Raw genomic sequence first — 24,707 nt, 5'->3', positions numbered from 1 at the left:
CCTGGTGGCTCGGGTGGGTGGTGCGGGGCGTCACGGCTCGATGAAGTACTGCTCGGGGTTGGTCGGGCCGGGGTCGTTGTACACCGCCGACGACGGCATCGAGTCGGGCACGTTGCGGAAGTCGTCGGCGACGATCCCGTAGCTCGTGGGGGTGAGGCTGATGCCCATGGCGTAGAACTGCTCCTGGGAGACGGCCAGGAAGTCCTCCATCAGTTCGAGGCGCCGTTCGGGGTCGGCCTCGCCCTGGATCGCGTCGTACATCGCCATGTGGTCCCTGACGTCCTGGGGCGGCTCGACCGAGCGGTTGTCCTCGCCGTCGGAGGCGTACCACTGGGCCCAGGGGATGCCGAAGTTGGACTCGCCGCTGTGCAGGGGGGCGTACCAGCGGGGGTCGTAGACGGCGTCCATGAGGCCGTTGTCACCGGACCACACGTTGGCGTCGTGGTCGTTGTTCTCCCGGTTGCTCTGCCACAGGGCGCGGTCCTCGGTGTTGAGCTCCACGTCGATGTCCAGGTCGGCCCAGAAGCCGACGACCATCTCCATCGAGTCGACGATGTCGGGGCGGAAGTCGGTGGGCACGGACAGGGTGAACCGGATGGGCTCGCCGCCGGGGCCGACCCGGATCCCGCCGGAGCGCTCGTCATAGCCTGCCTCGTCGAGGATCTCGTTGGCCAGGTCGACGTCGTAGTCGGTGTACTGCCTGGCCAGCTCCTCGTTGAAGAAGGGGCTCTCCTCGCGCGGCGCGCCCTGCCAGGGCTCGCCCTGCTCCTGGTAGACGACGTCGATGATGTCCTGGCGGTTGATGCCGTGGGACAGGGCCACACGGAAGTCGCGGTCGTTGAACAGCTCCCGCAGGTTCTCGTCCTCGTGGGTGAGGTTGAGCGAGATCATCGCCGTGTTCATCTCGCCGGGGACCATCTCGAAGAAGTCGTAGCCGCCCGCCTCGCGGCCCTCAGCGAGTGTCGGCCGGTTGGCGATGGTGTTGAAGTGCCTGGCGTGCATGTTGATCTCGCCGTTGAGGGCACGGAGCAGCATGACCTCCTCGTCCTGGAGGATGTCGAAGTTGACCCGGTCGATGTAGGGCAGCTGGTTGCCCTCGGTGTCGACCTTCCAGTAGTAGGGGTTGCGCTCCAGGACCATGCGCCCGGAGTCGGCCAGCGGCTCGACGACCCGCCACGCGCGGATGGTGGGCATGTCGGGGTTCTGCCAGTACTGGGCCGAGTTCAGGATGCCGGCCTTGTCGTCGAGCATCTCGACCCAGTCGGTGTACCCCTCCTCCTCCGCGAGCTCGTTCGCGTCGGGGTTGTAATCGATGTGGAACTGCTCCAGGTAGTGCTTGGGCTTCTCCACGAGCTGGTAGAGGATGAAGCCGTCCTCGATCCACAGCGCGTCGGGTTCCTCGAACGTGATGACGAGGGTGTGGTCGTCGATCTTCTCCCCGGTCCCCGGGTTCGAGGCCGCCATCGGGGTGAGGTCGTGGTCGTTGAAGATGTCGTTGAGCGCGAACAGGACGTCGTCGGAGGTGAACGGCTCACCGTCGGACCAGCGGACGCCCTCGCGCAGGGTGATGGTGAGCTCGGTGGCGTCGTCGTTGTACTCCCACGCGGTGGCGAGGTTGGGGACGGACTCCTCCCACTCGGGGTCCCAGCGCACGAACGGCTCGTAGGCGACGGTCCGGCCGAGCCAGGGCCAGTCGTGCACGCCCAGGATGGCGGTGTTCCACTCACCGCCGTAGTGGCCGACCTCCTCGTGCGGCTCCACGACCAGGGGCTCGTCGGGGAGCCGTTCCTCCAAGGGCGGGAGGTCGCCGCTCTCGACCAGTGCGGCGAGCATGGGCGCCTCGCCCTCGCCTCCGGTCCCCGCGCCGTCCTCGACGTCGGGGTCGAAGGAGAAGAAGGAACATCCGGCGGTCATCAGGACCGCCGCCGCGCCCGCGGTGGCTCCCAGGCCCCGCCTCGCCGCTGTTCTCCGGTGTCGTCTCATCGCTCACTCCTGCTTCTGCGCGGTGGGTGCCCGGCCGGTGCCGGGAGGGGGATCGCCGGGGCCGGCGACTCCGGCCAGGTCGAGGTCGTCGGCGTGGTGGCAGGCGACCACGCGCCCCGCGCCGACGGGGCGCGGCGCGGGGTCCTCGGTGGCGCAGAGCTCGGTGGCGTAGCGGCACCGGGGGTGGAAGGGGCAGCCGGACGGCGGCCGCGAGGGGTCGGGCACCTCGCCGGTGAGGCGGATGCGCTCCCTGGTCCCGCGCAGCCGCGGGTCGGGGATCGGTACGGCCGAGACGAGTGCCTCGGTGTAGGGGTGCAGGGGAGCCCGGAAGAGCGTCCTGGTGGGCGCCACCTCCACGACCCGTCCCAGGTACATCACCGCCACCCGGTCGCAGACGTGCTCGACCACGGAGAGGTCGTGGGAGATGAACAGGTAGGTGAGCCCCATCTCGTCCTGGAGGTCCTGCATCAGGTTGAGGATCTGCGAGCGGACCGAGGTGTCCAGGGCGCTGACCGCCTCGTCGGCCACGACCAGGCGCGGTCCGGGCACCAGAGCCCGGGCGATGCTCACGCGCTGGCGCTGGCCGCCGGAGAAGGCGTGGGGGTAGCGGTGCAGGTGGGACGGGTGCAGGCCGACCCGCTCCATGATGTCGCGCACGCGCGCCTCCAGCTCCTCTCCCCTCAGGTCGGTGAGCATGCGCAGGGGTTCGCCGACGATGTCGCGCAGGGTCATGCGCGGGTTCAGGGACGAATGCGGGTCCTGGAGGACCATGCGGACCTCGCGCCGGTAGACGGGTTCGTCGGCGCGGGCCAGGGACAGGGCGTCCAGGAGGCGCCCGCGGCCGTCGCGGTAGCGGATGTCTCCCGTGGCCTCGGGGCGGGCGCGCATGACGCTCTGGCCCAGGGTGGTCTTGCCGCAGCCGGACTCCCCGACCAGGCCGAGGGTCTCGCCCGCGCGGATGTCGAGGTCCACTCCGGCCACGGCGCGCACGGACGCGGCCGCTCGCCGCGGGCCGCGGCGGCGGATCGGGTAGGAGACCTCGAGTCCGCGCACGCTCAGCAGGGCCCCGGTCGGGTCAGCCGGCATCGGCGGCCTCCTCGCGGTCGGTGGAACCGGACTCCGGCGGGGCGGCCGCCGGGCCCTCCCGGAGCAGGCACCGCACCCGGCGGCCCGGTCCGGGGACGGTGACCGGCGGGACGGTGGTGTCGCACAGGCCGTCGACGGCCTCGGGGCAGCGGGTGCGGAACACGCAGCCGGAGGGGTGGTGTCCGGGGTCGGGGATGGTGCCCCGGATGGTGGGCAGGGGGCCCTCCCGGTCGGCTCCGAACCGCGGGACCGCCTCCAGGAGGGCGCGCGTGTAGGGGTGCTGGGGGTCGTGGAAGATCGCGTCGACCGGCCCCTGCTCGACCACGGTGCCGAGGTACATGACGGCGACCTCGTCGGCGATCTCGGCGACCACACCCATGTCGTGGGTGATGAACAGGATCCCCGTGCCGCTCTCGCGCCGCAGGTCGGCGAAGAGGTCGAGGATCTGCGCCTGGGTGGTGACGTCGAGTGCGGTGGTCGGCTCGTCGGCGATGAGCACACGCGGTCCGCAGGAGAGCGCCATCGCGATCATGACGCGCTGGCACAGGCCGCCGGAGAGCTGGAAGGGGTAGGAGTCCACGACGCGCTCCGCCCCGGGCACCCCGACCCGTTCCAGGAGGTCGACCGCGCGCTCGCGCGCCTGCCGGCGGGAGATGCCGGTGTGCACGCGCAGGGCCTCGCCGACCTGGTCGCCGACGGTGTGCACCAGGGACAGCGACGACATGGGCTCCTGGAAGACCATGGCCACGTCCCGGCCGCGGACCGAGCGGAGCTCACGGCCGGTGGGCTTCAGGGCGGCCAGGTCCACCGGCTCGCCTCCGTCGGCGGGGTGGAGCAGGACCCGCCCGTCCACCACCCGGCCGGGCGGGTCGACCAACTGGAGCACCGAGCGCGCCATGGCGCTCTTGCCGCATCCGCTCTCGCCGACCACGCACAGGGTGCGGCCCCGGCGGACGCGCAGGTCGACCCCGTCGACGGCCCGCACCACGGAGTCCTCGGTGCGAAAGTGCGTGCGCAGGCCGCGGATGTCCAGCACGGTCCGGGCGCCGGACCCGGCCCCGTCCGCGTCCTCGGGGGCCCCGGGCGTGCCGGCCGCCGTTCGCGGGGGCGTACGGCTCGTCATCGCGGATCTCCTTGCCTGTAGGGGTCGGCGGCGTCGCGCACGCCGTCGCCGACGAAGTTGAGGACCAGGACCGTCACCGTCACCGCGGCACCCGGCAGCAGGACCCAGGGGGCACCCGCGATCGAGTGGATGTTCTGGGCCTCCTGGAGCAGGACTCCCCAGCTCACGACCGGTGCCTGCAGGCCCAGGCCGAGGAAGGAGAGGGACGTCTCGGCGAGGATCATGAACGGCACGGCCAGGGTGAGCGAGGCGATGATGTGGCTGGTGAAGGAGGGGAGCATGTGCCGGCCGATGACGCGGGCGCTGCCGCAGCCGTCCAGCCTGGCGGCCATCACGAAGTCCTCCTGGCGCAGGGACAGGAAGCGTCCGCGCACCACGCGCGCCAGGTCGGTCCAGCCGATGAGCGACAGGATGACGGTGATGGCCAGGTAGGTCTGGACGGGTCCCCAGTCGCGCGGGACCGCCGCGGACAGGCCCATCCACAGCGGGATCGTGGGGATGGACATGAGGAACTCGATGACGCGCTGGATGAGGTCGTCGGTCCGGCCTCCGAAGTAGCCGGAGATCCCGCCCAGGACCAGGCCCAGGGCGAACGACAGCGCCACTCCGGCCAGGCCGATCGAGAGCGAGACCCGGGTCCCGTGGACGATGCGCGAGGCCATGTCGCGGCCGTTGCGGTCGGCGCCGAGGAAGTACACGTCCTGTCCGGGGTCCTTGGCGCCGATGAGGTGCCGGTCCATGGGGATGAGCCCCCACAGTTCGTAGGGCCGGCCCCGGGTGAGGAACCCGACGGGGATCTTCGCGGACTCGTCCACGGTGTAGGTATTGGCGAGGGTCTCCGGGTCGCGCTCGACCTCGTAGTCGTACACGTACAGGCCGAGGTCGAGCCCGTCGTCGGTGTCGACGAAGTGCAGGCGCTGCGGCGGAGCGTGGGTGCGCGCGGCGTCGTAGTCGTGCGGTGTGCTGGGCGCCAGGAACTCGGAGAACACCGCCACGAGGACGAGCCCGCACAGCACCAGCAGGCTGAACACGGCCAGCCTGTTGCGGCGGAAGCGCCGCCGGATCAGCGTCCGCTGGGGAGCGTCGTCCGGGGCGGCTCCGGTGGTGGCGGAGGTCCCCGGTCCGCCGGGGCGCCGCGGGCCGCTGGGTTTCGGTCCCATGTGTTCAGACCCTCTCCACGTGGTGGTGCCGGATCCGCGGGTCCCACCAGGCCAGGAGCAGGTCGGACATCAGCGTTCCGACGACCGTCAGCGCGCCGAGGACGAGGATGAAGCTCCCGGCCAGGTACATGTCCTGGTTGCGCAGGGCCTCCACGAGGAGCGGGCCGGTCGTCTCCAGGCTCAGGACGATGGAGACCAGGACCTCGCCGCCGATGAGGGTGGGCAGGATCCAGCCGATGGTGCTGATGAACGGGCTCAGGGACATGCGCACCGGGTACTTGAGCAGGAGCCGCCACTCCGGCAGGCCCTTGGCGCGCGCCGTGGTCACGTAGGGCTTGCGCAGCTCGTCCAGCAGGTTGGCGCGCAGCACCCGGATGAGCGCGGCGGTGCCCGCCGTGCCGATGATCAGGACCGGGATCCACAGGTTGGACACCGCGTCCAGCAGCTTGCCGAGGTTCCACGCGGCGTCGGCGTACTCCGGTGAGAAGACGCCGCCGACGCTCTGCCCGAAGTAGCGGAAGGACACCCAGGCGAACAGCAGCGCCAGCATGAAGTTCGGGGTGGCCAGGCCGATGAAGCCCACGAACGTGACGACGTAGTCGCCCACCGAGTACTGGCGCACGGCGGAGTACACGCCGATGGGGAAGGCGATCAGCCAGCTCAGCAGGAGGGTGCTGACCGCCAGGGCGAGGGTGAGGCCGACCCGGTCCCAGATCAGCTCGGAGACGTCGCGCCGGAACTGGAAGGACTGCCCGAAGTCGCCGCTGGTGACGATCCCGGAGATCCACGTCCAGTACTGCGTGACGAGCGGGTCGTTGAGTGCGTAGCGCTCCTCCAGGGCGCGGATCTGCGCGCCGTCCACGCCCTGTCCCTGGGCGGAGAGCTGGGCGATGTAGGCGGTCAGGAAGTTGCCGGGGGGCAGCTGGATGACCAGGAACGCGACCACGGAGATCGCGAACAGGGTCGGGACCATGTACAGGACGCGGCGGATCACGTATCGGCGCACGGGGCCTCCTCCGCCGCGCGGTGCCGGCCCGCCCTCACAGCGTGCGGCCCCCGTTCATCCGGTCGTGGAACGGCGATCCGGGGCCGAGGTCGGCCGGGGTGACCGGGCGCTGTTCGAACGCGGAGGCGTAGACGGCGGCGACCAGGCGGAGTGTGTTCAGGGACGCGGCGGAGGTCACGGGTGGCGGGGTGCCCTCGCGCAGGGCGTCCAGGACCCGCACGATCTGTGCGTGGTGGCCGCTGCCGGTGCCGCTCTCCCCCGCCGCCCAGGCCTGGTCGACGCGGTCCTCGTGGCCCGGGGCGGCGGTGATCCGCCAGTCGCCGTCGCCGTAGCCGTACAGGTGGACCAGTTCGACGGTGGCGTGTTCGAAGTCGACGCGGATCCGGCTCTCCTCCTGGGGGGAGACCAGGCTGTTGACGACGCTGGCCACGGCCCCGTCGGCGAAGTCGACCCGGGCGAGGGACACGTCCTCGGTCTGGACGTCGCGGGCCTGGCGGCGCAGGACCGCCGACACCTCGGTCCACTCGCCGAGCAGGGCCAGGAGCAGGTCCATCTGGTGGATGCCGTGGCCCATGGTCGGGCCGCCGCCCTCGGTGTCCCAGCGCCCGCGCCAGGGCAGGTCGAAGTACGACTGGGGGCGGAACCAGGTGGTGTGGCAGGTGGCCAGCAGGGGGCGCCCGAGGACGCCGGCGTCCATGAGCGCGCGGACGCGGCGCGCACCCGATCCGAAGCGGTGTTGGAAGACGGTGGCCATCCACGGCCCGTGGTCGCCGCCCTCGGCCGCGGCCATCTTCTCCGCCTCGGCCAGGCTCAGCGCGGGGGGCTTCTCCACCAGGACGGAGGCGCCGGCGCCCAGGCACGCCTCGACCTGCGGGCCGTGGAGTCCGGGCGGGGTGCACACGTGCACGAGGTCGGGGCCGGCCTCGGCGAGCATCGTCGCAAGGTCGGTGTAGCCGGCGGGGATCGAGTGGTGGGCGCGGAAGGCGTCGAGGGCGCCGGTGTCGATGTCGACGGCCGCGACGATCTCGGCGCGCTCGGGTTCGGCGCGCAGGGCCTGGGCGTGGAAGCGGGCGATGTTCCCGGTGCCGACGATCGCGACGCGGACCGGGGCGGCGGCGGGTCCGGGCCCGGGGGGCGGTGCGGGCATGGGCGTCTCCTCCTGTGCGGGGGGGCGGGAGGTACGAGGAGGGTCGGGGCCGAGGGCGCTCGTGCTCACGGCCACAGAGGGTCGAAAGTTTCGATTGTTTATCCGAAACTTATTGACGCTGAATGTACGTTCGCGGGTCGGCAGGGTCAACCCCCCGAAGAGACACAGATCACTATGGACGCGCAAGGTTTGCTCATGCGGAGACGAGGAGAAGAAATGGGGAAAGTGGCCCTCGAACCCTGTTCGCATTCACGGCCGAAAATTTCGACAATGAGAAAAGGGGAAGGTCGACGCACTGGGAACGGAACCGGGCGGATGGCACACTTCGCTCGTGAGCACCATCGAACGACTCCATGAGATCGGGCGGCCCCTGGTCGCCGAGCAGCTGGCCCATCCGACCGTCGCCGGCATCGCCCGGGGCGACCTCGACGAGCGGGCCTTCCGCTACTGGCTGGAGCAGGACCACCTCTACCTGCTCGACTACGCGCGGGCGTTCTCCCGCCTGGCGTGGCAGGCGCCCGACGACCACCTCGCCGACCTCGTCGGGATCGCCCACAGCACCCTGAACGAGGAGCTCGAACTGCACCGCTCGCTGTCCGGCGAGTTCGGCGCGGACCTGACCACGAAGGAGAAGGGCCCGGCGTGCGCGGCCTACACCTCGTGGCTGCTGTCGGCCGCCGCCGACTACCGGGACGGGCTCGCCGCCGTGTACCCGTGCATGTGGGGCTACAACCGGCTCGGGCTCGAACTGGCGAAGTCGCGTCCGGCGGACCCGCGCTACGCGCGCTGGGTCGACACCTACGCCGACCCGGAGTTCACCCGGTTGACGGAGCACTACGGCCGCCGGTTGGAGGAGGCCGCACCGGACCCGGAGCGGGCCGAGCGCTTCTTCCTGGAGGGCATGCGCCACGAGGTGGCCTTCTGGGACACGCCCTACACGTCCTGACCCGGACGCGCCGCCGCGCCCCGCCGAAGCGGGGCGCGGCGGGCCGGGTCGGGTCCGTGGGGACCGCCCCGGGGCAGGTCAGGGGGCGATGACGGTCGAGACCGTCTCGAACCGGTCGATCTCGCAACCGCCGACCTTGTTGAACTCGGTGTCGATCTCGGTGTCGCCGATGTGGCCGGTGACGATGACGACCTCGGGGCCGCCCATCTGCATCGTGCACATCATGTCGGTCGTGTCCATGAGGAACGGCTCGGTGCCGACCTCGGCGATCTCGGCGCAGGCCGCTTCGGCCTCGGGGTGGTCGCCGCCGACCGGATCACAGGTGAGGGTCCACACGCCCTCCTCGTATCCGGCTTGCGGTGAGAGGGCCTCGTCCTCGCTGAGCGTGCGTTCGATCGTGAGGGCGGTGTCGGCCGCCGGGGTCGAGCCGTCGGGGTCGTCGGAGTCCTCGGGGGACGCCTCCTGTTCGTCCTCCGGGGCGGGGGGAGATTCGGATTCCTGTTCTGCCTCGGGAGCCGCCGTGCCCACCTCGTCCGACTCGGTGCCGCAGGCCGTGATAAGCAGGCCAAGGGCTGCGAGTGCGGCGAGGCGGGTCGGCAGGGCCGTGGCGATGGTGAGCTGAGCCATACAGTTTGGACGAACCCCGCGCACGCGTGGTTCCATCCATCTCGACGAAACGACGATCAGGGGGCGCAATGTTCGGTGGGGGAGTCCCGGAGACGGGCGTCACGGAGGTTCCCGAGGACGGGTACCTGCTCGACGTCCGAGAGGACGACGAGTGGCGGGCGGGCCACGCGCCCGACGCGGTGCACATCCCGCTCGGCGAGCTCGGCGGGCGCGCGGACGAGGTGCCCAAGGACCGGAAGGTGTACGTGGTGTGCCGGGTCGGCGGCCGGTCCGCGCAGGCGGTCATGGCGCTGAACCAGGCGGGCTGGGACTCGGTGAACGTCGCGGGCGGCATGGCGGCGTGGGAGCGCGCCGGACGGCAGATGGCGGCGGAGGCCGACGCCGAACCGCGCGTGGTGTGAGCGGGAATCGGCGAGGAATTCGATCGGATTGCGCAAAGCCCTGCCACTGAGGCGCTTTCGGGTGGCACTATGACGTCGTGAGTTCCGAGCGCGCGCCCCTCAGCGCCGATGCCGTGCTGGCCTCATCAGCGGATGCCGTGGTCGGTATCGACAGCGAGCGCCGAGTCACCGTCTGGAATCCGGCGGCCGAGCGCATGTTCGGCTGGCGGGAGAACGAGGTGCTCGGCCGGGAGCTGCCGATCATCCCGGCCGAGCTGACGGCCGAGCACGGCGCGGTGCTCGAACAGGTGCGCTCAGGAAGCCCGCTGGCCGTGTTCACGCGCCGCGTGCGCAAGGACGGCGCCGTCATCGACGTGCGCATCAACACCAGCTGCGCGCGCGATCGCGAGGGCGCGCACATCGGCTGGGTGCAGACGCTCTCCCCGTGGAACGAGGTCCAGGTCCAGTCCGCGGCCATGGAACGGGCGCGGCTGGTGCGGCGCCTCACCGACGTGGTCGCCGACATCAACGCCGACCTGAGCCTGAAGTCGGTGCTGGACCGCATCTCCGGCAGTCTCACGGAACTGACCGGCGCCGACGCCGGCGGCTTCGTGCTGCTCAACGAGGACCGGGTCGAGCTGGTCAGCCTCACCGACCTGTCCGAGAACCTGCACGGGTACAGCGCGCCCCTGGAGACCAGCCTCTTCGGTGAACTGCTGCGCAGCGGCAAGTCGGTGCTGCTGGCCAACGACGACACCCGCACGCTGGACGACCTGGTGTGGGCGGACCTGCCGGGGCTGCACACCATCGCACTGTGCGTGTCCAACGTGCACGGACGGCCCTACGGCGCGCTGTACGCGCTCTACAGCCAGCGCCGGGTGGGCCACGTCGAGCTGGAGCTGCTCGAGCTGCTGGCGGCGCACGCGGGGGTCGCGATCGGCAACGCCATGGCCTACGAGGAGCTCAACCTCCAGCGGGTCCACGAACAGGCGGTGTCGGACTCCAGCGCCGACGGGATCGCCGTGCTCGACTTCGGCGGCCGCGTCCGCAAGTGGAACCGGTCCGCCGTCGAGCTCACCGGGTATCCGGTGGAGGCGGTCGAGGGGCGCCACCCGCCGTTCCCCCTGCCCGCGTCGCACGGGGAGCCGGTCAAGCACCAGCTCAAGGACGGGCGCTGGCTGGAGATCCTCATGGCCCGCATCCCGCGCACGCACGAGTGGGTGGTGGACTTTCGCGACATCACGGCACAGAAGGCGCTGGAGACCGAGCAGGAGTTCTTCCTGGCCACCACGGGGCACGAGCTGCGCACCCCCATCACGGTCATCCAGGGGTACGCGACCACGCTGATGCGCAAGTGGGACCGGCTCTCCGCGGAGGCCCAGCGCGAGGCGGTCGGCACCATCGCCGAGCGGTCGGCCACCCTGTCCGCGCTGGTGGACCGGCTCCGGCTGGGGTCGGACGTGGCGCGCGGCGAGCTGGACGTCAAGCGCGTCCGCTTCGACCTGCGTGAACTCCTGCGCCGGTCGGTGACGGCCTTCACGCCGCTCTCGGAGCGGCACGACATGACCCTGGAGGCCGAGGGCGAGCTCACGCGGGCGGTCGGTGACCCGCTGGCCACGGGCATCATCATGGACCAGCTGCTGGACAACGCCATCAAGTTCTCGCCCGAGGGCGGCACCGTGCGCGTGAGCGCCCGGGTGGAGGGCGATCACGTGACGGTGCTCGTGGACGACGAGGGCCTGGGCGTGGTCCCCGGGGACGAGGACCGCATCTTCGACCGGTTCGTGCAGTCCGGGGTGCGGGGCGACCGGAGGGGTTTCGGCGGTCTCGGCCTGGGCCTGTACATCGTCCGCCAGCTCGCGCGGGAGCAGGGCGGAGAGGTCACGGCGCATCGGCGCGAGCGCGGCACGCGCATGCGTCTGACCCTGCCGCGGCACGGCGACGGGCCGACGGGCACCGCGGCCGCGGCCTCCGAGGAGCAGGCACCCGGCCGCGTGCCGGGGCAGGCGGACGGCGGCGGCGGGGAGGTGTCGCCGGAGCCCTCGTTACCACCGGTGCCACCCGCGCGCGTGTCTCACAGGCAACCTCCGCCCCAAGAAACATCAAACTCCACAAAAGCCGCAGAAGCCTTGCCACGCCAGCGATCCGGACGCCGGGGCGCCGGTCGTCGGCCGTGATTCATCTTCCCGTGGGTTTCCCCCTGAGGTGATCGGGGCATTTCCACCCCTGGTGGAATTCGCCGCGACACTTCGGGCGGGTTCCGGACCGACCGAGAAGGCCCGAAGCGCAGGGAAGAAAGCCGTGTCTGGAGTCCACACCGCATGTGACGCCGGGAGCGGCCGACACCAGGTCGAGCGGAGCGTCATCCTTCCCTACACCTCGGCGAGCGTGGCCGGTGCCCGTCAGCGCCTGTGCAGCGACCTGCGCGCCGTGGAGATCTGCGATGGCCGGGTCGACGACGCCGCGCTCATCCTCAGCGAACTCGTCAGCAACGCCCTGCGCCATGCCAGCCCGCTGTGCACCCCCGAGGACCCCGACGGCAGTGTCGGGGTCTCTTGGCGAGTGGAGATCGATCGCGGGTCCACGGGCGGAGGCTGGGTCGAACTCGCGGTCCGCGACGGCGGCTCCAGCACCATGCCCCGGGTGGCCCGTCCCTCGATCTCCGGCCTGGGCGGCCGCGGCCTGGGCATCGTGCAGACCCTCTCCGGGCGCTGGGGTACCGAGATGGACGCGACCACCACCACCGTGTGGGCGGTGCTGGACCTGGCCGCCGAGGACGTGGCGACCGCGCGGGGTCTGAGGGCCGGGTCCATGGCGGACGGCGGCCACGAGCTCGCGGGAGCCGACGTCGTGGAGCTGCGCGTGCGTGTGCGGGAGAGCGCCGCCGCCTGGGGCGCCCTCCTCTAGCCCGTGTCCTCACGGCATCCCGGGCTCGCCGCCGAGGCGGGGTGGGTGGGGTGTGTGCGGAGGAAGGGGATCGTTGTCGCGAAACGCCGTCAACGAGGTGGCCACAAAGTGATGGGGCCGCTACAGTCACGACTGTGGAGTTGAACATATCGAGCCGATCTCAGGACGATCTCGCAGTAGTCACCGTGGCCGGTGAGATCGATCTGTACACGGCACCCCAGTTGCGCAACGAGCTCGTCGACGCGTTGGAAGACGGCGCACGACGGCTGGTCATCGACATGTCCCGGGTGGAGTTCTGCGACTCGACGGGTATCAGCGTCCTGTTGTCCGCGATGAAGCGTTCGCGGGACAAGGGCGGCGACCTGGAACTCGTGGCGCCCAAACCGGCGGTCACGAAGGTCCTCGAGGTCACGGGCCTGGACGAGGTGTTCGTCATCCACGCCGACCTCGACGCGCTCCCGGTGGCCGCGGGAACCGGTAACGCGCCGTAGACCGGCCGTGGGTCGAGGGGAGGCCGACGTACCGGTGCAGACGGGTATCGCCGTGATCATCGCGGCCAAGAACGAGGCGGCGCGGATCGGTCCGACCGTCGAGGAGGCCACGGGGCTTCCCGGCGTCGACCTCGTGGTCGTGGTGGACGACGGTTCCACCGACGACACCGCCGCCCGTGCTCTCGACGCGGGCGCACGCGTGCTCAAGCACCGGCGCAACCGTGGCAAGGGCGCGGCCATGCAGACCGGGGCCGAGGGCGTGCGCCGGATCGAGCGGGACGAGGCCGACGACGGCACCGCCGTCCGTGCCCCGCGCCATCTGCTCTTCCTCGACGCCGATCTCGGCGCCACGGCCGCCGAGGCCGCGCCGCTGATCGAGCCCGTCCGCCAGGGGCGGGCCGACATGACGATCGCGCTCTTCCCCGCCACCCGGCTGCGTCTGGGCGGACACGGGTTCGTGGTGCGACTGGCCCGGGGCGGCGTGCTGCGCGCCACGGGATGGGAGCCCGAACAGCCGTTGAACGGGCAGCGCTGCATCACGCGGGCCGCCTTCGACGCCGCCACGCCCCTCGCCCGGGGTTTCGGGGTCGAGACGGGGCTGACCATCGACGTGTTGCGCGCCGGCTTCCGGGTGGTCGAGGTCGAGGTGCCGCTGGAGCACCGCGCCACCGGCACCGATCTGCGCGCACAGCTGCATCGCGCCCACCAGTTCACGGACGTGGCCAGGGCGCTCGCCGCGCGTGAGCTGGGGCCGACCCTGCGGCACGGGTGGGACCTGGCCCGAGGGCGCGCGGTGTCCGCTCCGGGTGAACTGTCCCGAAAAATCATGCCAATGTTCCATGGGAATCGCTCGGAGTAGCCCCATGGGTGCTGTACGTAGCGCTACGCTCGCGCTGTGTTCACTACAATCCTGGCTTCGATAGGCATGCTCGCGGGCTTGGGCGGGCTCATCTGCGGCGGATACGCCCTGACCAGGGCCCGTGCGGTCACCAGCGACTCACAGGCGCTCGCCGACCGGGCGGCCGCGGTCGGCGCCGCGGGCACCGATCCGCGCGCGGTCCGTGACGTGGCCGTCCTGCACTATGACGCCCTGGAGGAGATGTCGGGCGCCCGGTCCTTCTCGCTGGCGATGCTCAACAGCGACGGCGACGGGGTGGTCATCACCTCCATCAACGGGCGCACCGAGTCGCGCACCTACGCCAAGGCGGTCACCCGCGGCGACGCCGAGACCCTGCTCAGCCCCGAGGAGTACCGGGTCATCCGGTCCGCGCGCCTGGGTGACGGCGTCGGGGCGGGGCTCCCGGTGGCGGTGCCGCAGCCGCGGCCGACGCCGAGCGGCGACGCGGCGAAGGACGGCGGCGCGCCCGACGACCAGCGGGTCACCGTGCTGCCGGGCGACGAGTCCTCGGACAGCACCGAGGACGCCGGGTCCGCCGAGGACGCCGACGGCTCGGCGACGGAGGCCGACGCCTCCGACGACGCGCAGGCCCCGGACGACAAGGCTGCGGACGGTAAGGCTGCGGATGGCGAGACTGCGGACGGTAAGGCTGCGGACGTCAAGGCTGCGGACGGTAAGGCTGCGGATGGCGAGACTGCGGACGGTAAGGCTGCGGACGTCAAGGCTGCGGACGGTAAGGCTGCGGACGGTAAGGCTGCGGACGGTAAGGCTGCGGACGGTAAGGCTGCGGACGTCAAGGCTGCGGACGGTAAGGCTGCGGACGTCAAGGCTGCGGACGGCGAGACTGCGGACGGTAAGGCTGCGGATGGCGGGACCGCGGACGTCAAGGCCGCGGACGTCAAGGCCGCGGACGTCAAGACTGCGGACGATAAGGCTGCGGACGTCAAGACTGCCGATGGTGAGAACGCGGACGACGCGGACGCCGACGGCGAGACTCCGAAGGAGACCGACGCGGGTGACGAACGCCCACGGGCCGGACGCGGCGCGCGCGACGGCGTGCCCCGTCCCCGTCGCGGCCGCGCCCGCGGCGGCCGACCCGTATAACCTGAACAGCATGCCCAACCGTTACGCCTACCTCGGCCCCGAGGGCACCTTCACCGAAGCCGCCATGCGCGATCTGCGCCCGGACGCGCCCGACGAGGCGCGTATCCCGTGTGACGGTGTCGCCTCCGTCTTCGACGCGGTCCGCTCGGGGGCGGTGGAAGGCGGTGTCGTCCCGCTGGAGAACTCGGTCGAGGGCGGGGTGACCGCCACGATCGCCGAACTCATCAACGGCGAGCCGCTGCTCATCACCGGGCAGACGGCCGTGCCGGTGGAGTTCGCGCTCTTCGCCCGCCCGGGCACGACCCTGGCGGACGTCAAGCGGGTGGCGACCCACCCGCACGCCCTCGCCCAGTGCCGGGGCTGGCTCGCCCAGCACCTGCCGGACGCCGACACGCACACCGTGTCCTCCACGGCCGCCGCGGCGCGCACCGTGGCCGAGCCGGGCGCCCCGTTCGACGCCGCGATCTGCGCGGTCTTCGCCGGAGAGCGGTACGGGCTGCGCGCCCTGGCGAGCGGGGTGGGCGACCGGTCCGACGCCGCCACCCGGTTCATCCACCTGTCGCGGCCCGGACCGCTGCCCGAGCCCACGGGCGCCGACCTGACGTCGGTGGTCGCCTTCATCGCCGACGACCACCCCGGCGCCCTGATCGAGGTCCTCAACCAGTTCGCGGTGCGCGGGGTCAACCTCACCCGGTTGGAGTCCCGTCCGACCGGCGACCGGCTGGGCAACTACTGCTTCTGCATCGACGCCGAGGGGCACGTCGCCGAGGCCCGCGTCGGCGAGGCGCTCATGGGCATCCGCCGGGTCTGCCGCGACGTGCGCTTCCTCGGCAGCTATCCGCGCAGCGGCCGCACCGAGGACCTCGACCCGCCGCTGCGCCCCCGCTCGACCACCGACGCCGACTTCGCCGAGGCCGAGCGCTGGCTCGCGCGGATCCGCTCCGGCCAGGTCGACTGAACGGCCGGGTCAGCAGACCTCGTACTGTTCCTCGCCGTCGTTGGCCTCGAAGACCCACTCCTCCTTGGCGGCCCTGCGCAGCTCCAGGTACAGCGCCAGCCGCAGCGCGGTGTCCTCCGGACGCACACTGTCCAAAGCCTCCAGGGCCTCGTTGAGTTCCTCGGTGGTCATCTCGCGCAGTGCCTTCACGCCCGTCCTCCTCCACGGTCGCCGCATGGCCGGACGGTCCCGCCGCCGGCCCCCTCGTGGAAAGGACGGTGCCGGGGCCCGGCCATGACGCGAGTTGTGGATAAAGATGTCGGCCCCGGCGGGCCAAGGTAACCTGCTTGACGTGATCGACCTTCGCGCACTCCGAGATGACCCCGAACGACTCCGTGCCTCGCAGCGGGCCCGCGGCGAGGACCCCTCCATCGCCGACCGCCTGCTCGAACTGGACTCCGGCCGCCGCGCCGCGCTGACCCGGTTCGAGACCCTGCGGGCCGAGCAGAAGAGCGTGGGCAAGTCGGTCTCCCAGGCCTCTCCCGAGGAGCGCGAGGAGCTGCTCACCCGGGCCAAGTCGCTGTCCGCCGAGGTCAAGGAGGCCGAGGCGGAGGCGGGCCGGCTGGGCGACGAGCTGAACGCCGAGCTCGCGCGCGTGCCCAACCTCGTGCAGGAGGGCGCCCCCGAGGGCGGTGTCGACGACTTCCGCGTCATGGAGACCGTGGGAGCGCCGCGCGAGTTCGACTTCACCCCGCGCGACCACCTGGAACTGGGCGAGATGCTCGGCGCCATCGACATGGAGCGCGGCGCCAAGGTCTCCGGAGCCCGTTTCTACTTCCTCACCGGTGTGGGCGCGCAGCTGGAGCTGGCGCTGCTCAACATGGCGATGAACCAGGCCGTCCAGGCCGGTTTCACCCCCATGATCCCGCCGGTCCTGGTCAAGCCCGAGACCATGGAGGGCACCGGCTTCCTCGGCGAGCACTCCGACGAGGTCTACCACCTGCCCGCCGACGACCTGTACCTCGTCGGCACCTCCGAGGTGCCGCTGGCCGGGTACCACTCCGCCGAGATCCTGCCCGCCGAGACGCTGCCCAACCGGTACCTCGGCTGGTCGCCGTGCTTCCGCCGGGAGGCCGGCTCCTACGGCAAGGACACCCGCGGCATCATCCGCGTCCACCAGTTCAACAAGGTGGAGATGTTCGTCTACGCCCACCCGGACACCGCCGACGAGGAGCACCTGCGCCTGCTCGCGTGGGAGCGGGAGATGCTGGACAAGCTGGAGCTGCCCTACCGCGTGGTGGACATCGCCGGCGGCGACCTGGGCACGAGCGCCGCCCGCAAGTACGACTGCGAGGCGTGGGTGCCCACCCAGGAGACCTACCGCGAGGTCACCTCCACGTCGAACTGCACGGACTTCCAGGCCCGGCGCCTGAACGTGCGCTTCCGCGGCGAGGACGGCAAGCCCCGCTTCGCCGCCACGCTCAACGGCACGCTGGCCACGACCCGTTGGATCGTGGCGATCCTGGAGAACCACCAGCGCGAGGACGGTTCCGTGGTCGTGCCCGAGGCGCTGCGCCCGTTCCTGGGCCGCGACGTCATCGAGCCGGTCCGCCCCGCCAAGAAGGGCTGACCACCGCACTCGCCGAGCCGCGGGGCCGGGCGTGGATCGCCGCGCCCGCCCAGCGGTGCCGGACGCGGAGCGCCGCGTCCCGGGCACGCGCGGGAGGTCGCGCGGCCCTCGGAGAACACCAAGGCCCGTCCTGGTCGCCAGGACGGGCCTTCGTATGTGAACGAGCCCTACAGGTAGGGGCCCGAGCCGGCGTTCGGCTCCTCCCCGAGGCCGCCCTGGCCCTGGAGGCCGGCCACGCCGGGCGGCAGCGCCTTGCGCATGTTCTCCAGCTGGGCGCGCGCCGCCATCTGCTGGGCGAACAGCGTCGTCTGGATGCCGTGGAACAGCCCCTCCAGCCATCCGACGAGCTGCGCCTGCGCGATGCGCAGTTCGGCGTCACTGGGCGCGGAGCCCTCCGCGAACGGCAGGGTGAGACGCTCCAGCTCCTCGGTCAGCTCAGGGGCCAGCCCGTCCTCCAGCTCCTTGATGGAGGACGTGTGGATCTCCTTGAGCCGGGTCCGGCTGGCCTCGTCGAGCGGGGCCGCCTTCACCTCGTCCAGGAGTTGGCGGATCATGCTGCCGATCCGCATCACCTTGGCGGGCTGCTCCACCATGTCGGCGAGGGTGCGGGGCTCCTCGGAGCCCTCCTCCGGTTCGCCGGTGTGCTCCTGTGACCCCATCACCAGCACCTGGGGCTGTTCGTTCTGGTCGTTTGCGCTGCTCATCAGTCCCCTTCAGCGGATTCTTCGGCGCGTCGTCAGCGGGTGAGAAGGATCTTGCCGGTGTGCGCGCTCGATTCCATGACTCGATGCGCCTCCGCCGCGTCCCTGAGGGGTATCTCGCGGTCCACGACGGGGCGGATGGTTCCCTTTTCTACCAACGGCCAGACCTGGTCGAGTACTCCCGCGGTGATGGCCGCCTTCTCCGCGGCGGGCCGGGAGCGCAGGGTGGTGGCGTGGACCGACAGGCGCTTGGCGAGCATGCGCCCGAGGTCGGCCTCGGCTTTGCGCCCGCCCATGAGGCCGATGATCACCAGTCGGCCGTTCGTGGACAGCGACCGCAGGTTGGCGTCCAGGTAGGACCCGCCCATGATGTCGAGGACCAGGTCCGCGCCGCCCTCGGCGCGCACGCGCTCGGTGAAGTCCTCGGTGCGGTAGTTGATGGTGATGTCGGCGCCGAGTTCGCGGCAGCGCTCCAGCTTGGCGTCGCTGCCGGCGGTGGCCGCCACCCGGGCGCCGAGGGCACGGGCGAACTGGATGGCGAACGTGCCGATGCCGCTGCCGCCGCCGTGCACCAGGAAGGTCTCCCCCTCCCGCAGGCCGCCCACCATGACCAGGTTGGACCAGACGGTGCAGGCCACCTCGGGCAGCGCGGCCGCCTCGACCAGGCCCACGCCCTTGGGCACGGGCAGGAGCTGGCCGACGGGCACGGCGACCCGCTCGGCGTAGCCGCCGCCGGTCAGCAGTGCGCAGACGGGGTCGCCCACGTTCCAGCCGGACTCCTCAGTGCCGGGGCCGAGGGCGGCCACGGTGCCCGAGCACTCCAGGCCGGGGTACTCGGAAGCGCCGGCGGGGGGCGGGTAGTTGCCCTGGCGCTGGGCGATGTCCGCGCGGTTGGCCGCGCTCGCGGCGATGTCCACCAGGACCTCGCCCGCGGCGGGGACCGGGTCGGGCACCTCGGTCCATGACAGGACGTCGGGGCCTCCGGGCTCTTGGATACGGATCGCGTACATGTCGCAGACAGTACCCAGCGCGGGGCCGGGCCACATCGTCGGATTGCTCTGTTCACGGCCCCTTCGAGGATGCTTTGCTGTGCTTGTGCGGGTAGGAGTGCCTACGGGGCCCCTGGTGCTCTTCCCCGCGGAGCACGCGCCCCCACACGGCTCAACCCCTCTACGCAGGAGAACGACGGTGGCAGACCAGGAACACAGCGGTCCGGGCGGCGGTCCCGAAGAGGGGCCCGACCCGACGGTCGATGAGCGCTCCGAGTCACTCCGGGAGCCGTCGGCGGACGAGCCGGAGGAGCTCGGCGAGGCGGCCACCGAGATCACGCGTTTCCCGGAGCCGTCCACGCCGTCGCCCCGGGAGCAGTGGTTCGGCGGTTTCGACGGCGCGGCGCCGCCCCCGCCGCCCTACGCCCGGTTGCCCGAGAGCGGCTCCGGCGGGGAGAGCGCGTCCGAGCGCACTCCGCCGCGGACCCCGCCGTGGACCCCGCCCTCCGGATCGGCCCGGCCGCACGAGGGGGCTCCGCCGCCGGAGGCGGGCACGGGCGTGTCGGCGCCGCCGCCGACGGGGGAGGACGACCCGGTGTCCGACCCTCCGGAGGAGGAGCTGGGCGCCGGCACGGTACGGCTCCTGCCCGGTCCCCGTAACCGGCGGCCCGTCCGCCCCACCCGCCCCACGCGTCCTGGCGGGGACGCAGCGGACCCGCTCGGCCCGAGGAAGCTGCGCGGCGACTCCGACGTGCCCGAACCGGAACAGCTGCCCCCGCTGGAGACCGAGCGGGACGAGTTCTCCGGCGCCACACCGGCGGGCGCCGAAGCGCGCACCGACGCCATCCACCCCCGGGTCCCCGGGGGCCAGGGGTCCGAGTCGGGTGGGACGCCGCCGCTGTCGCCCGGCCCCGCACCCTCCACGACGCCCGACCCGCCGCCGCAGGGTCCGGCCGCGTCGAGCCCGTGGGCGCCCTCGGCCGCCGGCCGGCGCGGCGGCTCCACGGCCCCGCCCCCCTCCGCCCCCAGCGGACCGTCGACGGCCCCCCGGTGGGACCAGGGGCGGCCCTCGACCGAGCCCGGCGAGACCTCGGACTCGCTCAACGCCGCCACCCTGGTCCGCAACCGGCGCCAGGGACCCAGCACCGGCTGGCGCAAGGCCGTGCACGCCGCCACCCTGGGCCTGGTCAACCCGGGGGAGTCGGCGCGGGTGCTGCGTCGCCAGGAACTGGTCGCCCGGGCCACCACACCGGTCGCGTCCGGACACCACCGGGTGGCCGTGCTCAGCCTCAAGGGCGGTGTCGGCAAGACCACCACCACCGTCGCCCTGGGCGCCACGCTCGGTTCGCTGCGCGGCGACCGCGTCCTGGCCGTGGACGCCAACCCCGACCGTGGCACGCTGTCGGACAAGGTGCGCCTGGAGACCGCCGCGACCATCCGCGACCTGCTCAACGAACGGCACCTGGTGGCGCGCTACGCCGACATCCGCGGCTTCACCTCCCAGGCGCCCAGCCGTCTGGAGATCCTGGCCTCGGACCGCGACCCCGCGGTGTCGGAGGCCTTCAGCGACGCCGACTACCGCGAGGTCGCCCGGATCGTCGAGCACTTTTACTCGATCTGCATCACCGACTGCGGCACCGGACTGCTGCACTCGGCGATGCGCGGGGTGCTGGGCCTGGCCGACCAGGTGGTCCTGGTGAGCTCGGCGTCCGTGGACGGCGCGCGCAGCGCCAGTGCCACGCTCGACTGGTTGGAGGCCCACGGCCACGGGTCGCTCGTGCGCGGCGCGGTGGTGGTGCTGTCCATGGTGCGGTCCAACAGCAAGAGCAGTGTGGACCTGGGACGGTTGGAGGAGCACTTCGCCGGGCGGTGCAGGGCCGTGGTGCGGGTCCCGTGGGACGGGCACCTGGAGGAAGGTGCGGAGGTGGACCTGGAACAACTGGCCCCCGCGACCAGGGACGCCTACCTCCAGCTCGCCGCGTCCGTGGGCGAGGCCTTCGGTCGCTGACCGGGGGACAACGCGCGGAGGGCGCCTGCCGGGCTCCGGGACCGTCCCTGTCGGACAATGGAAGACGAGGGAAGGGTAGAGGATGAACGCACAGGAACGCCCGCCCGCGGTGGTCGTCGGCGTGGACGGCTCACCTGCCGCCCGTGCCGCCCTGCTCTGGGCGGCCGACGAGGCGAACAGACGCCGGGAACAGCTGAGGATCGTGCACGGTGTGGGGTTGGCGTCGAAACTGGGCGTCCACCCCCTGCCCGACCGGGCCGCGGTGGAGGAGGACCTCATGGCGGACGGCCGTTCGCTGCTCGACGAGAGCGTGGACACCGTCCGCGGGGCCAGGCCGGAGGTGGAGGTGGTCGACGTCCTCGCGGAGGACGACGCGCCCGCCGTGCTCCTGGACGAGGCCCGGCACGGGGACGTGATCGTGGTGGGCTCGCGCGGACTCGGCGGGATCAAGGCGATCATGCTGGGCTCGGTGAGCGCGCGGACGTCCTCGCACGCGCCCTGCCCCGTGGTCGTGGTGCCGGACACCGACGGGCCGCGGCGGCGCCGGGGCCGGATCGTGGTGGGCGTGGACGGGTCGGACTCCTCCCATCGCGCGCTGCGCTTCGGACTGCGGGAGGCACTGTTCAGCGGAGCCGAGGTGGTGGTCGTCAACAGCTGGGAGGTGCCGCTGCCCGCGGACGTGGACTCGGCGGCGGTCGACGCGCAGTCGGTCCACGAGGAGGTCTTCGACCGCCAGTCGGAGGAGGTCGTGGCCGGGGTACTGGCCGAGGTCATCGACGACAGCACCGAGGGGCTGGAGATCAGCGCCGTGCGGATGCAGGCCAACCCGGTGGAGGCGCTGCTCAAGGCGGGCGAGGACGCTGACCTGATCGTGGTGGGATCGCGCGGCCGGGGCGGGGTCCGGGGCCTGGTGATGGGCTCGGTCAGCCAGGGAGTGCTGCACCACGCGCGCGTCCCGGTCGCCGTCCTGGCACCGCACTCGGACGAAACCGACTGACCGCGGGCGCAGGGCCCTTCGGCCCTGTGCCGGTCCCATGGATCAATGGTCAACTCGACCAAGATGGGACCGACCATCAGGGGAGGAAATATGGCAGAGGGCGAACGCTCTTCTCATGTCGTTGTGGGTTACGACGGATCCGACCACGCCAACGCCGCGGTCGAGTGGGCCGCCGTCGAAGCGGTCCGCAGAGGGGTGCCCCTCCGGCTCGTCCACGCGCTGGGGATGCCGCTGATCGTGTCGGCGTACGGAGGGCCGACGCGCTTCGAGCCGACCGACGAGATCCGGGGGCACGCCACCAAGGTCCTGGCCGCTGCGGCCGAGCGGGCCCGCTCGATCGAGCCGGCGGTGGTCGTGGAGACGGTGACCACGTTGGAGGACGCACCGCTGGCGCTGCTGCGACAGAGCCACCCGGGTGACCTCATCGTGGTGGGCACGCGCGGTCTGGGCAGTGTCGCGTCGATGTTCGTCGGCTCGGTGAGCGTGCGTGTGGCCAGTCAGGCTCCGTGTCCGGTGGTGGTGGTGCCGACGAGCGAGGGCGGCAAGCCCTCGTCGACGGCGCTGGACAAGATCGTGGTCGGTGTCGACGGCGGCGTGAACTCCCGCCGTGCTCTGGGCCTGGCCATGAACCTGGCCGAGGAGGCCGGCGGCGAGGTCGTCGTGGTGCACAGCTGGGACATCCCGTTCGCCTACGACCCGGTCGCGTTGACCGCCTCGGGATGGCAGCCGCAGGAGGAGCTGTTCGACGAGCAGTCCGAGAAGCTGGTCGCGGAGCTGCTCGCCGACGTGGTGGACGAACGGCCCGAGGGCTCCGACGTGACGGTCAGCGTGATCCGCACGCGGTCCCGCGCGTCCGAGGCGCTCCTGGAGGCGGCCACGGGCGCGGACGCCATCGTGGTGGGCTCGCGTGGGCGCGGCAGCGTGCGGGGCCTGCTGCTGGGCTCGGTCAGCCAGGCGGTGCTGCACCACTCGCCGATCCCGGTGGTGGTCCTGCCCAGGCACGCCGACGAGGAAGAGGCATAGGCACGGGAAGACGACGGCTCTCGCGCTCCGGCGTGGGGGCCGTGCCGGTACCGGAAGAGTGAAGGATGCCCGCCGTGATGGCGTACCGGCTCCAGTGGAGCCGTTCGTGAATGGCGCTCCCGGCGGAACCACGAAGGCCGGTGGCCACCCGGGCCGTGTGCGATAAATGTGCGACGGACCCGGACCACCGGCCTTCGCCGTGTCCTACGGCAAGCTCCCACCTGGGGAAACTTCCGGATTCTGCGGAGGGTGTGGGATTTGAACCCACGAAGCCCCGTCAAGGACTTGGTGCTTTTCAAGAGCACTGCACTCGGCCGCTATGCGAACCCTCCCGGGGAGAGCGGATCTCCGCGAGCCATGGTAGCCCACGACGCCGCGATCGCGGCGCCGTGGGCGGTCTGTCAGCCGGTCAGGGCGGTCCACCTGTCGGTGAGGCCGCGCCGGCCGGTCTCGGTGAGCGATCCGAAGACGTGCAGGCGGGACATGCCGCCGTCCGGGAAGACGTCCGTGCGCACGTGGGTGACGGTGACGGGCGCGTCCAGGACGAAGCGGTGCACGCTGTCGGGCTGGAGCCGGGTGCGGCCCACGATCTCGAACCACGTGTCCGGGTCGGTCTCGGCGTCGCGGCCCAGGACGGTGACCCAGCCCGCGGAGTTGCCCTTGAGGTAGGCGGTGTCGATCTCGATGGCGCGGACCGAGGCCTGCGCGGTGAGCCGGAAGCGCACCCAGTCGTTGCCGTCGTCGCGGCGGCGGCGGTTCTCCCAGCCGTCGTCCATCTTCGCCGAGCGGCCCGGCGTGATGATGTTCTCCGGCGGCGAGTAGAAGCGGTCCGAGGCGTCCTCGACGACGCCGCCGTTCTCCAGGGCGGCCACGTCGAAGCCCTCCAGGGCGGAGAGCCAGGCCGGGTCGACGACCGATTCGCCGTACACGCGCAGACGCGCCACACCGCCGTCCGGGAACTGCTTGAGGCGCAGGTGCGTCCAGCGGCGCTCCTGGGAGACCTCGAAGCCGTTGGCCGCGTGCCCGTACACGTAGGTGCGGGGCACGATCTCGGTCCACTCGGCGGCGAGCAGCTCCTCGGTGGAGGGCGTGCCCTCCAGGTGGGCGGCCTCGACGCTGATCTCGCGCGGGTGGTTGCCGCGGAAGTGCGCGGTGTCCACGACCAGGCCGCGGATGACGCCGGGCAGGCCCAGGCGCACGAGCGCCCAGTCGTGGTCGTCGTGGGTGGGGTGCGGCTGCTCGGCGCTCGCGCCGCGGCGGCGCCGGGTCTCCCACCCGTCCATGATCTTGCCCTTGTGGCCGAACGCGTGCGGGTCGAACTCCGCGGGTCCGGTCCTGAGGAGGTTCTCGCGCTCGGCGAAGAACTCGTCGTTGGCGGCGACGACGCCGCCACCCAGTCGGCGATCGGCGAGGTCGACGAGGGCGGAGAAGTCGAGCTTGGTGTCCTTGTAGTCGGCGAAGGGGTCGCCGCCCTGGTACGGCTGTGCGTTGTAGGCGCTCGGATCGACGGGCTGGGTCGCGGTCATGCTTCTCCCGAAAGGTCGGTGGATCGGACTGCTTCCAG

General features: G+C 71.9%; 23 protein-coding genes and 1 tRNA gene. 12 read left to right on the top strand and 12 right to left on the bottom strand.

Features of this window, described 5'->3' with window-relative positions; genetic code table 11:
• Window positions 1-30: 30 nt before the first annotated feature.
• From DFP74_RS10590 to DFP74_RS10565, 6 genes are all read right to left on the bottom strand, one after another.
• Window positions 31-1,914, bottom strand: coding sequence for an ABC transporter substrate-binding protein (locus tag DFP74_RS10590; RefSeq protein ID WP_121181535.1), 1,884 nt, complete (start codon window positions 1,912-1,914; stop codon window positions 31-33).
• A gap of 72 nt (window positions 1,915-1,986) precedes the next feature.
• On the bottom strand, window positions 1,987-3,069 hold the full coding sequence (locus DFP74_RS10585) for an ABC transporter ATP-binding protein (RefSeq protein ID WP_121181534.1): 1,083 nt from the start codon (window positions 3,067-3,069) through the stop codon (window positions 1,987-1,989).
• On the bottom strand, window positions 3,059-4,192 hold the full coding sequence (locus DFP74_RS10580) for an ABC transporter ATP-binding protein (RefSeq protein WP_121181533.1): 1,134 nt from the start codon (window positions 4,190-4,192) through the stop codon (window positions 3,059-3,061). Before DFP74_RS10580 ends, DFP74_RS10585 begins: the two co-directional genes overlap by 11 nt.
• Window positions 4,189-5,352: an ABC transporter permease gene (locus DFP74_RS10575; RefSeq protein ID WP_121181532.1), complete on the bottom strand. Its 1,164-nt coding sequence runs from the start codon at window positions 5,350-5,352 to the stop codon at window positions 4,189-4,191. The genes DFP74_RS10580 and DFP74_RS10575 overlap by 4 nt, the downstream gene beginning before the upstream one ends.
• Before the next feature lie 4 nt (window positions 5,353-5,356).
• Window positions 5,357-6,358, bottom strand: a complete 1,002-nt coding sequence (locus DFP74_RS10570) for an ABC transporter permease (protein ID WP_121181531.1) — start codon at window positions 6,356-6,358, stop codon at window positions 5,357-5,359.
• A 34-nt stretch (window positions 6,359-6,392) separates the two neighbouring features.
• A complete protein-coding gene (locus DFP74_RS10565; protein ID WP_121181530.1) occupies window positions 6,393-7,505 on the bottom strand; it encodes a Gfo/Idh/MocA family protein in 1,113 nt (370 codons plus the stop codon).
• Between the two features lie 331 nt (window positions 7,506-7,836).
• Here DFP74_RS10565 and DFP74_RS10560 point away from each other — a divergent pair, with 331 nt between their 5' ends.
• Window positions 7,837-8,451, top strand: a complete 615-nt coding sequence (locus DFP74_RS10560; RefSeq protein WP_121181529.1) for a TenA family protein — start codon at window positions 7,837-7,839, stop codon at window positions 8,449-8,451.
• A gap of 78 nt (window positions 8,452-8,529) precedes the next feature.
• On the opposite strand, the gene DFP74_RS10555 is transcribed toward DFP74_RS10560, so the two are convergent.
• The gene (locus tag DFP74_RS10555; RefSeq protein WP_121181528.1) at window positions 8,530-9,078 is read right to left on the bottom strand and encodes an SSI family serine proteinase inhibitor; all 549 of its coding nucleotides are present in this window, start codon (window positions 9,076-9,078) and stop codon (window positions 8,530-8,532) included.
• Window positions 9,079-9,146: 68 nt separating this feature from the next.
• Between DFP74_RS10555 and DFP74_RS10550 the strand changes: the two genes are divergently transcribed.
• The 7 genes from DFP74_RS10550 (at window position 9,147) to pheA (ending at window position 15,816) form a co-directional block, all read left to right on the top strand.
• The gene (locus tag DFP74_RS10550) at window positions 9,147-9,479 is read left to right on the top strand and encodes a rhodanese-like domain-containing protein (protein ID WP_121181527.1); all 333 of its coding nucleotides are present in this window, start codon (window positions 9,147-9,149) and stop codon (window positions 9,477-9,479) included.
• A gap of 77 nt (window positions 9,480-9,556) precedes the next feature.
• Window positions 9,557-11,635, top strand: a complete 2,079-nt coding sequence (locus DFP74_RS10545) for a PAS domain S-box protein (protein ID WP_121181526.1) — start codon at window positions 9,557-9,559, stop codon at window positions 11,633-11,635.
• A gap of 124 nt (window positions 11,636-11,759) precedes the next feature.
• Complete coding sequence (locus tag DFP74_RS10540) at window positions 11,760-12,365, top strand: ATP-binding protein (RefSeq protein WP_121181525.1); 606 nt, start codon at window positions 11,760-11,762, stop codon at window positions 12,363-12,365.
• 134 nt (window positions 12,366-12,499) lie between these two features.
• The gene (locus tag DFP74_RS10535) at window positions 12,500-12,856 is read left to right on the top strand and encodes an STAS domain-containing protein (protein WP_199725593.1); all 357 of its coding nucleotides are present in this window, start codon (window positions 12,500-12,502) and stop codon (window positions 12,854-12,856) included.
• 7 nt (window positions 12,857-12,863) lie between these two features.
• On the top strand, window positions 12,864-13,715 hold the full coding sequence (locus DFP74_RS10530; protein ID WP_121181524.1) for a glycosyltransferase: 852 nt from the start codon (window positions 12,864-12,866) through the stop codon (window positions 13,713-13,715).
• Window positions 13,716-13,751: 36 nt separating this feature from the next.
• On the top strand, window positions 13,752-14,858 hold the full coding sequence (locus DFP74_RS33845) for a DUF4446 family protein (RefSeq protein WP_233570906.1): 1,107 nt from the start codon (window positions 13,752-13,754) through the stop codon (window positions 14,856-14,858).
• A 10-nt stretch (window positions 14,859-14,868) separates the two neighbouring features.
• The gene (gene pheA / locus DFP74_RS10520) at window positions 14,869-15,816 is read left to right on the top strand and encodes a prephenate dehydratase (RefSeq protein ID WP_121188170.1); all 948 of its coding nucleotides are present in this window, start codon (window positions 14,869-14,871) and stop codon (window positions 15,814-15,816) included.
• A gap of 9 nt (window positions 15,817-15,825) precedes the next feature.
• On the opposite strand, the gene DFP74_RS10515 is transcribed toward pheA, so the two are convergent.
• Window positions 15,826-16,005 (bottom strand): hypothetical protein, encoded by a 180-nt coding sequence (locus DFP74_RS10515; RefSeq protein WP_121181523.1) that lies wholly within the window; start codon window positions 16,003-16,005, stop codon window positions 15,826-15,828.
• Window positions 16,006-16,147: 142 nt separating this feature from the next.
• On the opposite strand from DFP74_RS10515, the gene serS reads away from it, so the two are divergent.
• Complete coding sequence (serS, locus tag DFP74_RS10510) at window positions 16,148-17,425, top strand: serine--tRNA ligase (RefSeq protein ID WP_121181522.1); 1,278 nt, start codon at window positions 16,148-16,150, stop codon at window positions 17,423-17,425.
• 167 nt (window positions 17,426-17,592) lie between these two features.
• Here the strand turns inward: serS and DFP74_RS10505 are convergent, their stop codons facing one another.
• Window positions 17,593-18,129, bottom strand: a complete 537-nt coding sequence (locus DFP74_RS10505; protein ID WP_121181521.1) for a bacterial proteasome activator family protein — start codon at window positions 18,127-18,129, stop codon at window positions 17,593-17,595.
• 32 nt (window positions 18,130-18,161) lie between these two features.
• A complete protein-coding gene (locus tag DFP74_RS10500; RefSeq protein WP_121181520.1) occupies window positions 18,162-19,136 on the bottom strand; it encodes an NAD(P)H-quinone oxidoreductase in 975 nt (324 codons plus the stop codon).
• Window positions 19,137-19,314: 178 nt separating this feature from the next.
• On the opposite strand from DFP74_RS10500, the gene DFP74_RS10495 reads away from it, so the two are divergent.
• From DFP74_RS10495 to DFP74_RS10485, 3 genes are all read left to right on the top strand, one after another.
• Window positions 19,315-21,123 (top strand): MinD/ParA family protein, encoded by a 1,809-nt coding sequence (locus DFP74_RS10495; RefSeq protein WP_121181519.1) that lies wholly within the window; start codon window positions 19,315-19,317, stop codon window positions 21,121-21,123.
• An 82-nt stretch (window positions 21,124-21,205) separates the two neighbouring features.
• Window positions 21,206-22,120 (top strand): universal stress protein, encoded by a 915-nt coding sequence (locus tag DFP74_RS10490; RefSeq protein WP_121181518.1) that lies wholly within the window; start codon window positions 21,206-21,208, stop codon window positions 22,118-22,120.
• A gap of 90 nt (window positions 22,121-22,210) precedes the next feature.
• The gene (locus tag DFP74_RS10485; protein ID WP_121181517.1) at window positions 22,211-23,143 is read left to right on the top strand and encodes a universal stress protein; all 933 of its coding nucleotides are present in this window, start codon (window positions 22,211-22,213) and stop codon (window positions 23,141-23,143) included.
• Window positions 23,144-23,386: 243 nt separating this feature from the next.
• Here the strand turns inward: DFP74_RS10485 and DFP74_RS10480 are convergent.
• A tRNA-Ser gene (locus DFP74_RS10480) sits at window positions 23,387-23,475 on the bottom strand.
• A gap of 69 nt (window positions 23,476-23,544) precedes the next feature.
• A complete protein-coding gene (gene alc, locus DFP74_RS10475; protein ID WP_121181516.1) occupies window positions 23,545-24,669 on the bottom strand; it encodes an allantoicase in 1,125 nt (374 codons plus the stop codon).
• Window positions 24,670-24,707: the final 38 nt, after the last annotated feature.

This window comes from Nocardiopsis sp. Huas11, assembly GCF_003634495.1.
Lineage (GTDB): Bacteria > Actinomycetota > Actinomycetes > Streptosporangiales > Streptosporangiaceae > Nocardiopsis.
This window is presented reverse-complemented; position numbering and strand designations above follow the sequence as displayed.

Bases quoted from the DNA above. Each gene is read 5' to 3' on its own strand.
- DFP74_RS10575 (WP_121181532.1), bottom strand. From the start codon at position 5,352: ATGGGACCGAAACCCAGCGGCCCGCGGCGCCCCGGCGGACCGGGGACC.
- DFP74_RS10485 (WP_121181517.1), top strand. From the start codon at position 22,211: ATGGCAGAGGGCGAACGCTCTTCTCATGTCGTTGTGGGTTACGACGGA.
- DFP74_RS10585 (WP_121181534.1), bottom strand. From the start codon at position 3,069: ATGCCGGCTGACCCGACCGGGGCCCTGCTGAGCGTGCGCGGACTCGAG.
- DFP74_RS10555 (WP_121181528.1), bottom strand. From the start codon at position 9,078: ATGGCTCAGCTCACCATCGCCACGGCCCTGCCGACCCGCCTCGCCGCA.
- alc (WP_121181516.1), bottom strand. From the start codon at position 24,669: ATGACCGCGACCCAGCCCGTCGATCCGAGCGCCTACAACGCACAGCCG.
- DFP74_RS10505 (WP_121181521.1), bottom strand. From the start codon at position 18,129: ATGAGCAGCGCAAACGACCAGAACGAACAGCCCCAGGTGCTGGTGATG.
- DFP74_RS10550 (WP_121181527.1), top strand. From the start codon at position 9,147: ATGTTCGGTGGGGGAGTCCCGGAGACGGGCGTCACGGAGGTTCCCGAG.
- DFP74_RS10580 (WP_121181533.1), bottom strand. From the start codon at position 4,192: ATGACGAGCCGTACGCCCCCGCGAACGGCGGCCGGCACGCCCGGGGCC.
- DFP74_RS10565 (WP_121181530.1), bottom strand. From the start codon at position 7,505: ATGCCCGCACCGCCCCCCGGGCCCGGACCCGCCGCCGCCCCGGTCCGC.
- pheA (WP_121188170.1), top strand. From the start codon at position 14,869: ATGCCCAACCGTTACGCCTACCTCGGCCCCGAGGGCACCTTCACCGAA.
- DFP74_RS10500 (WP_121181520.1), bottom strand. From the start codon at position 19,136: ATGTACGCGATCCGTATCCAAGAGCCCGGAGGCCCCGACGTCCTGTCA.
- DFP74_RS10590 (WP_121181535.1), bottom strand. From the start codon at position 1,914: ATGACCGCCGGATGTTCCTTCTTCTCCTTCGACCCCGACGTCGAGGAC.
- DFP74_RS10490 (WP_121181518.1), top strand. From the start codon at position 21,206: ATGAACGCACAGGAACGCCCGCCCGCGGTGGTCGTCGGCGTGGACGGC.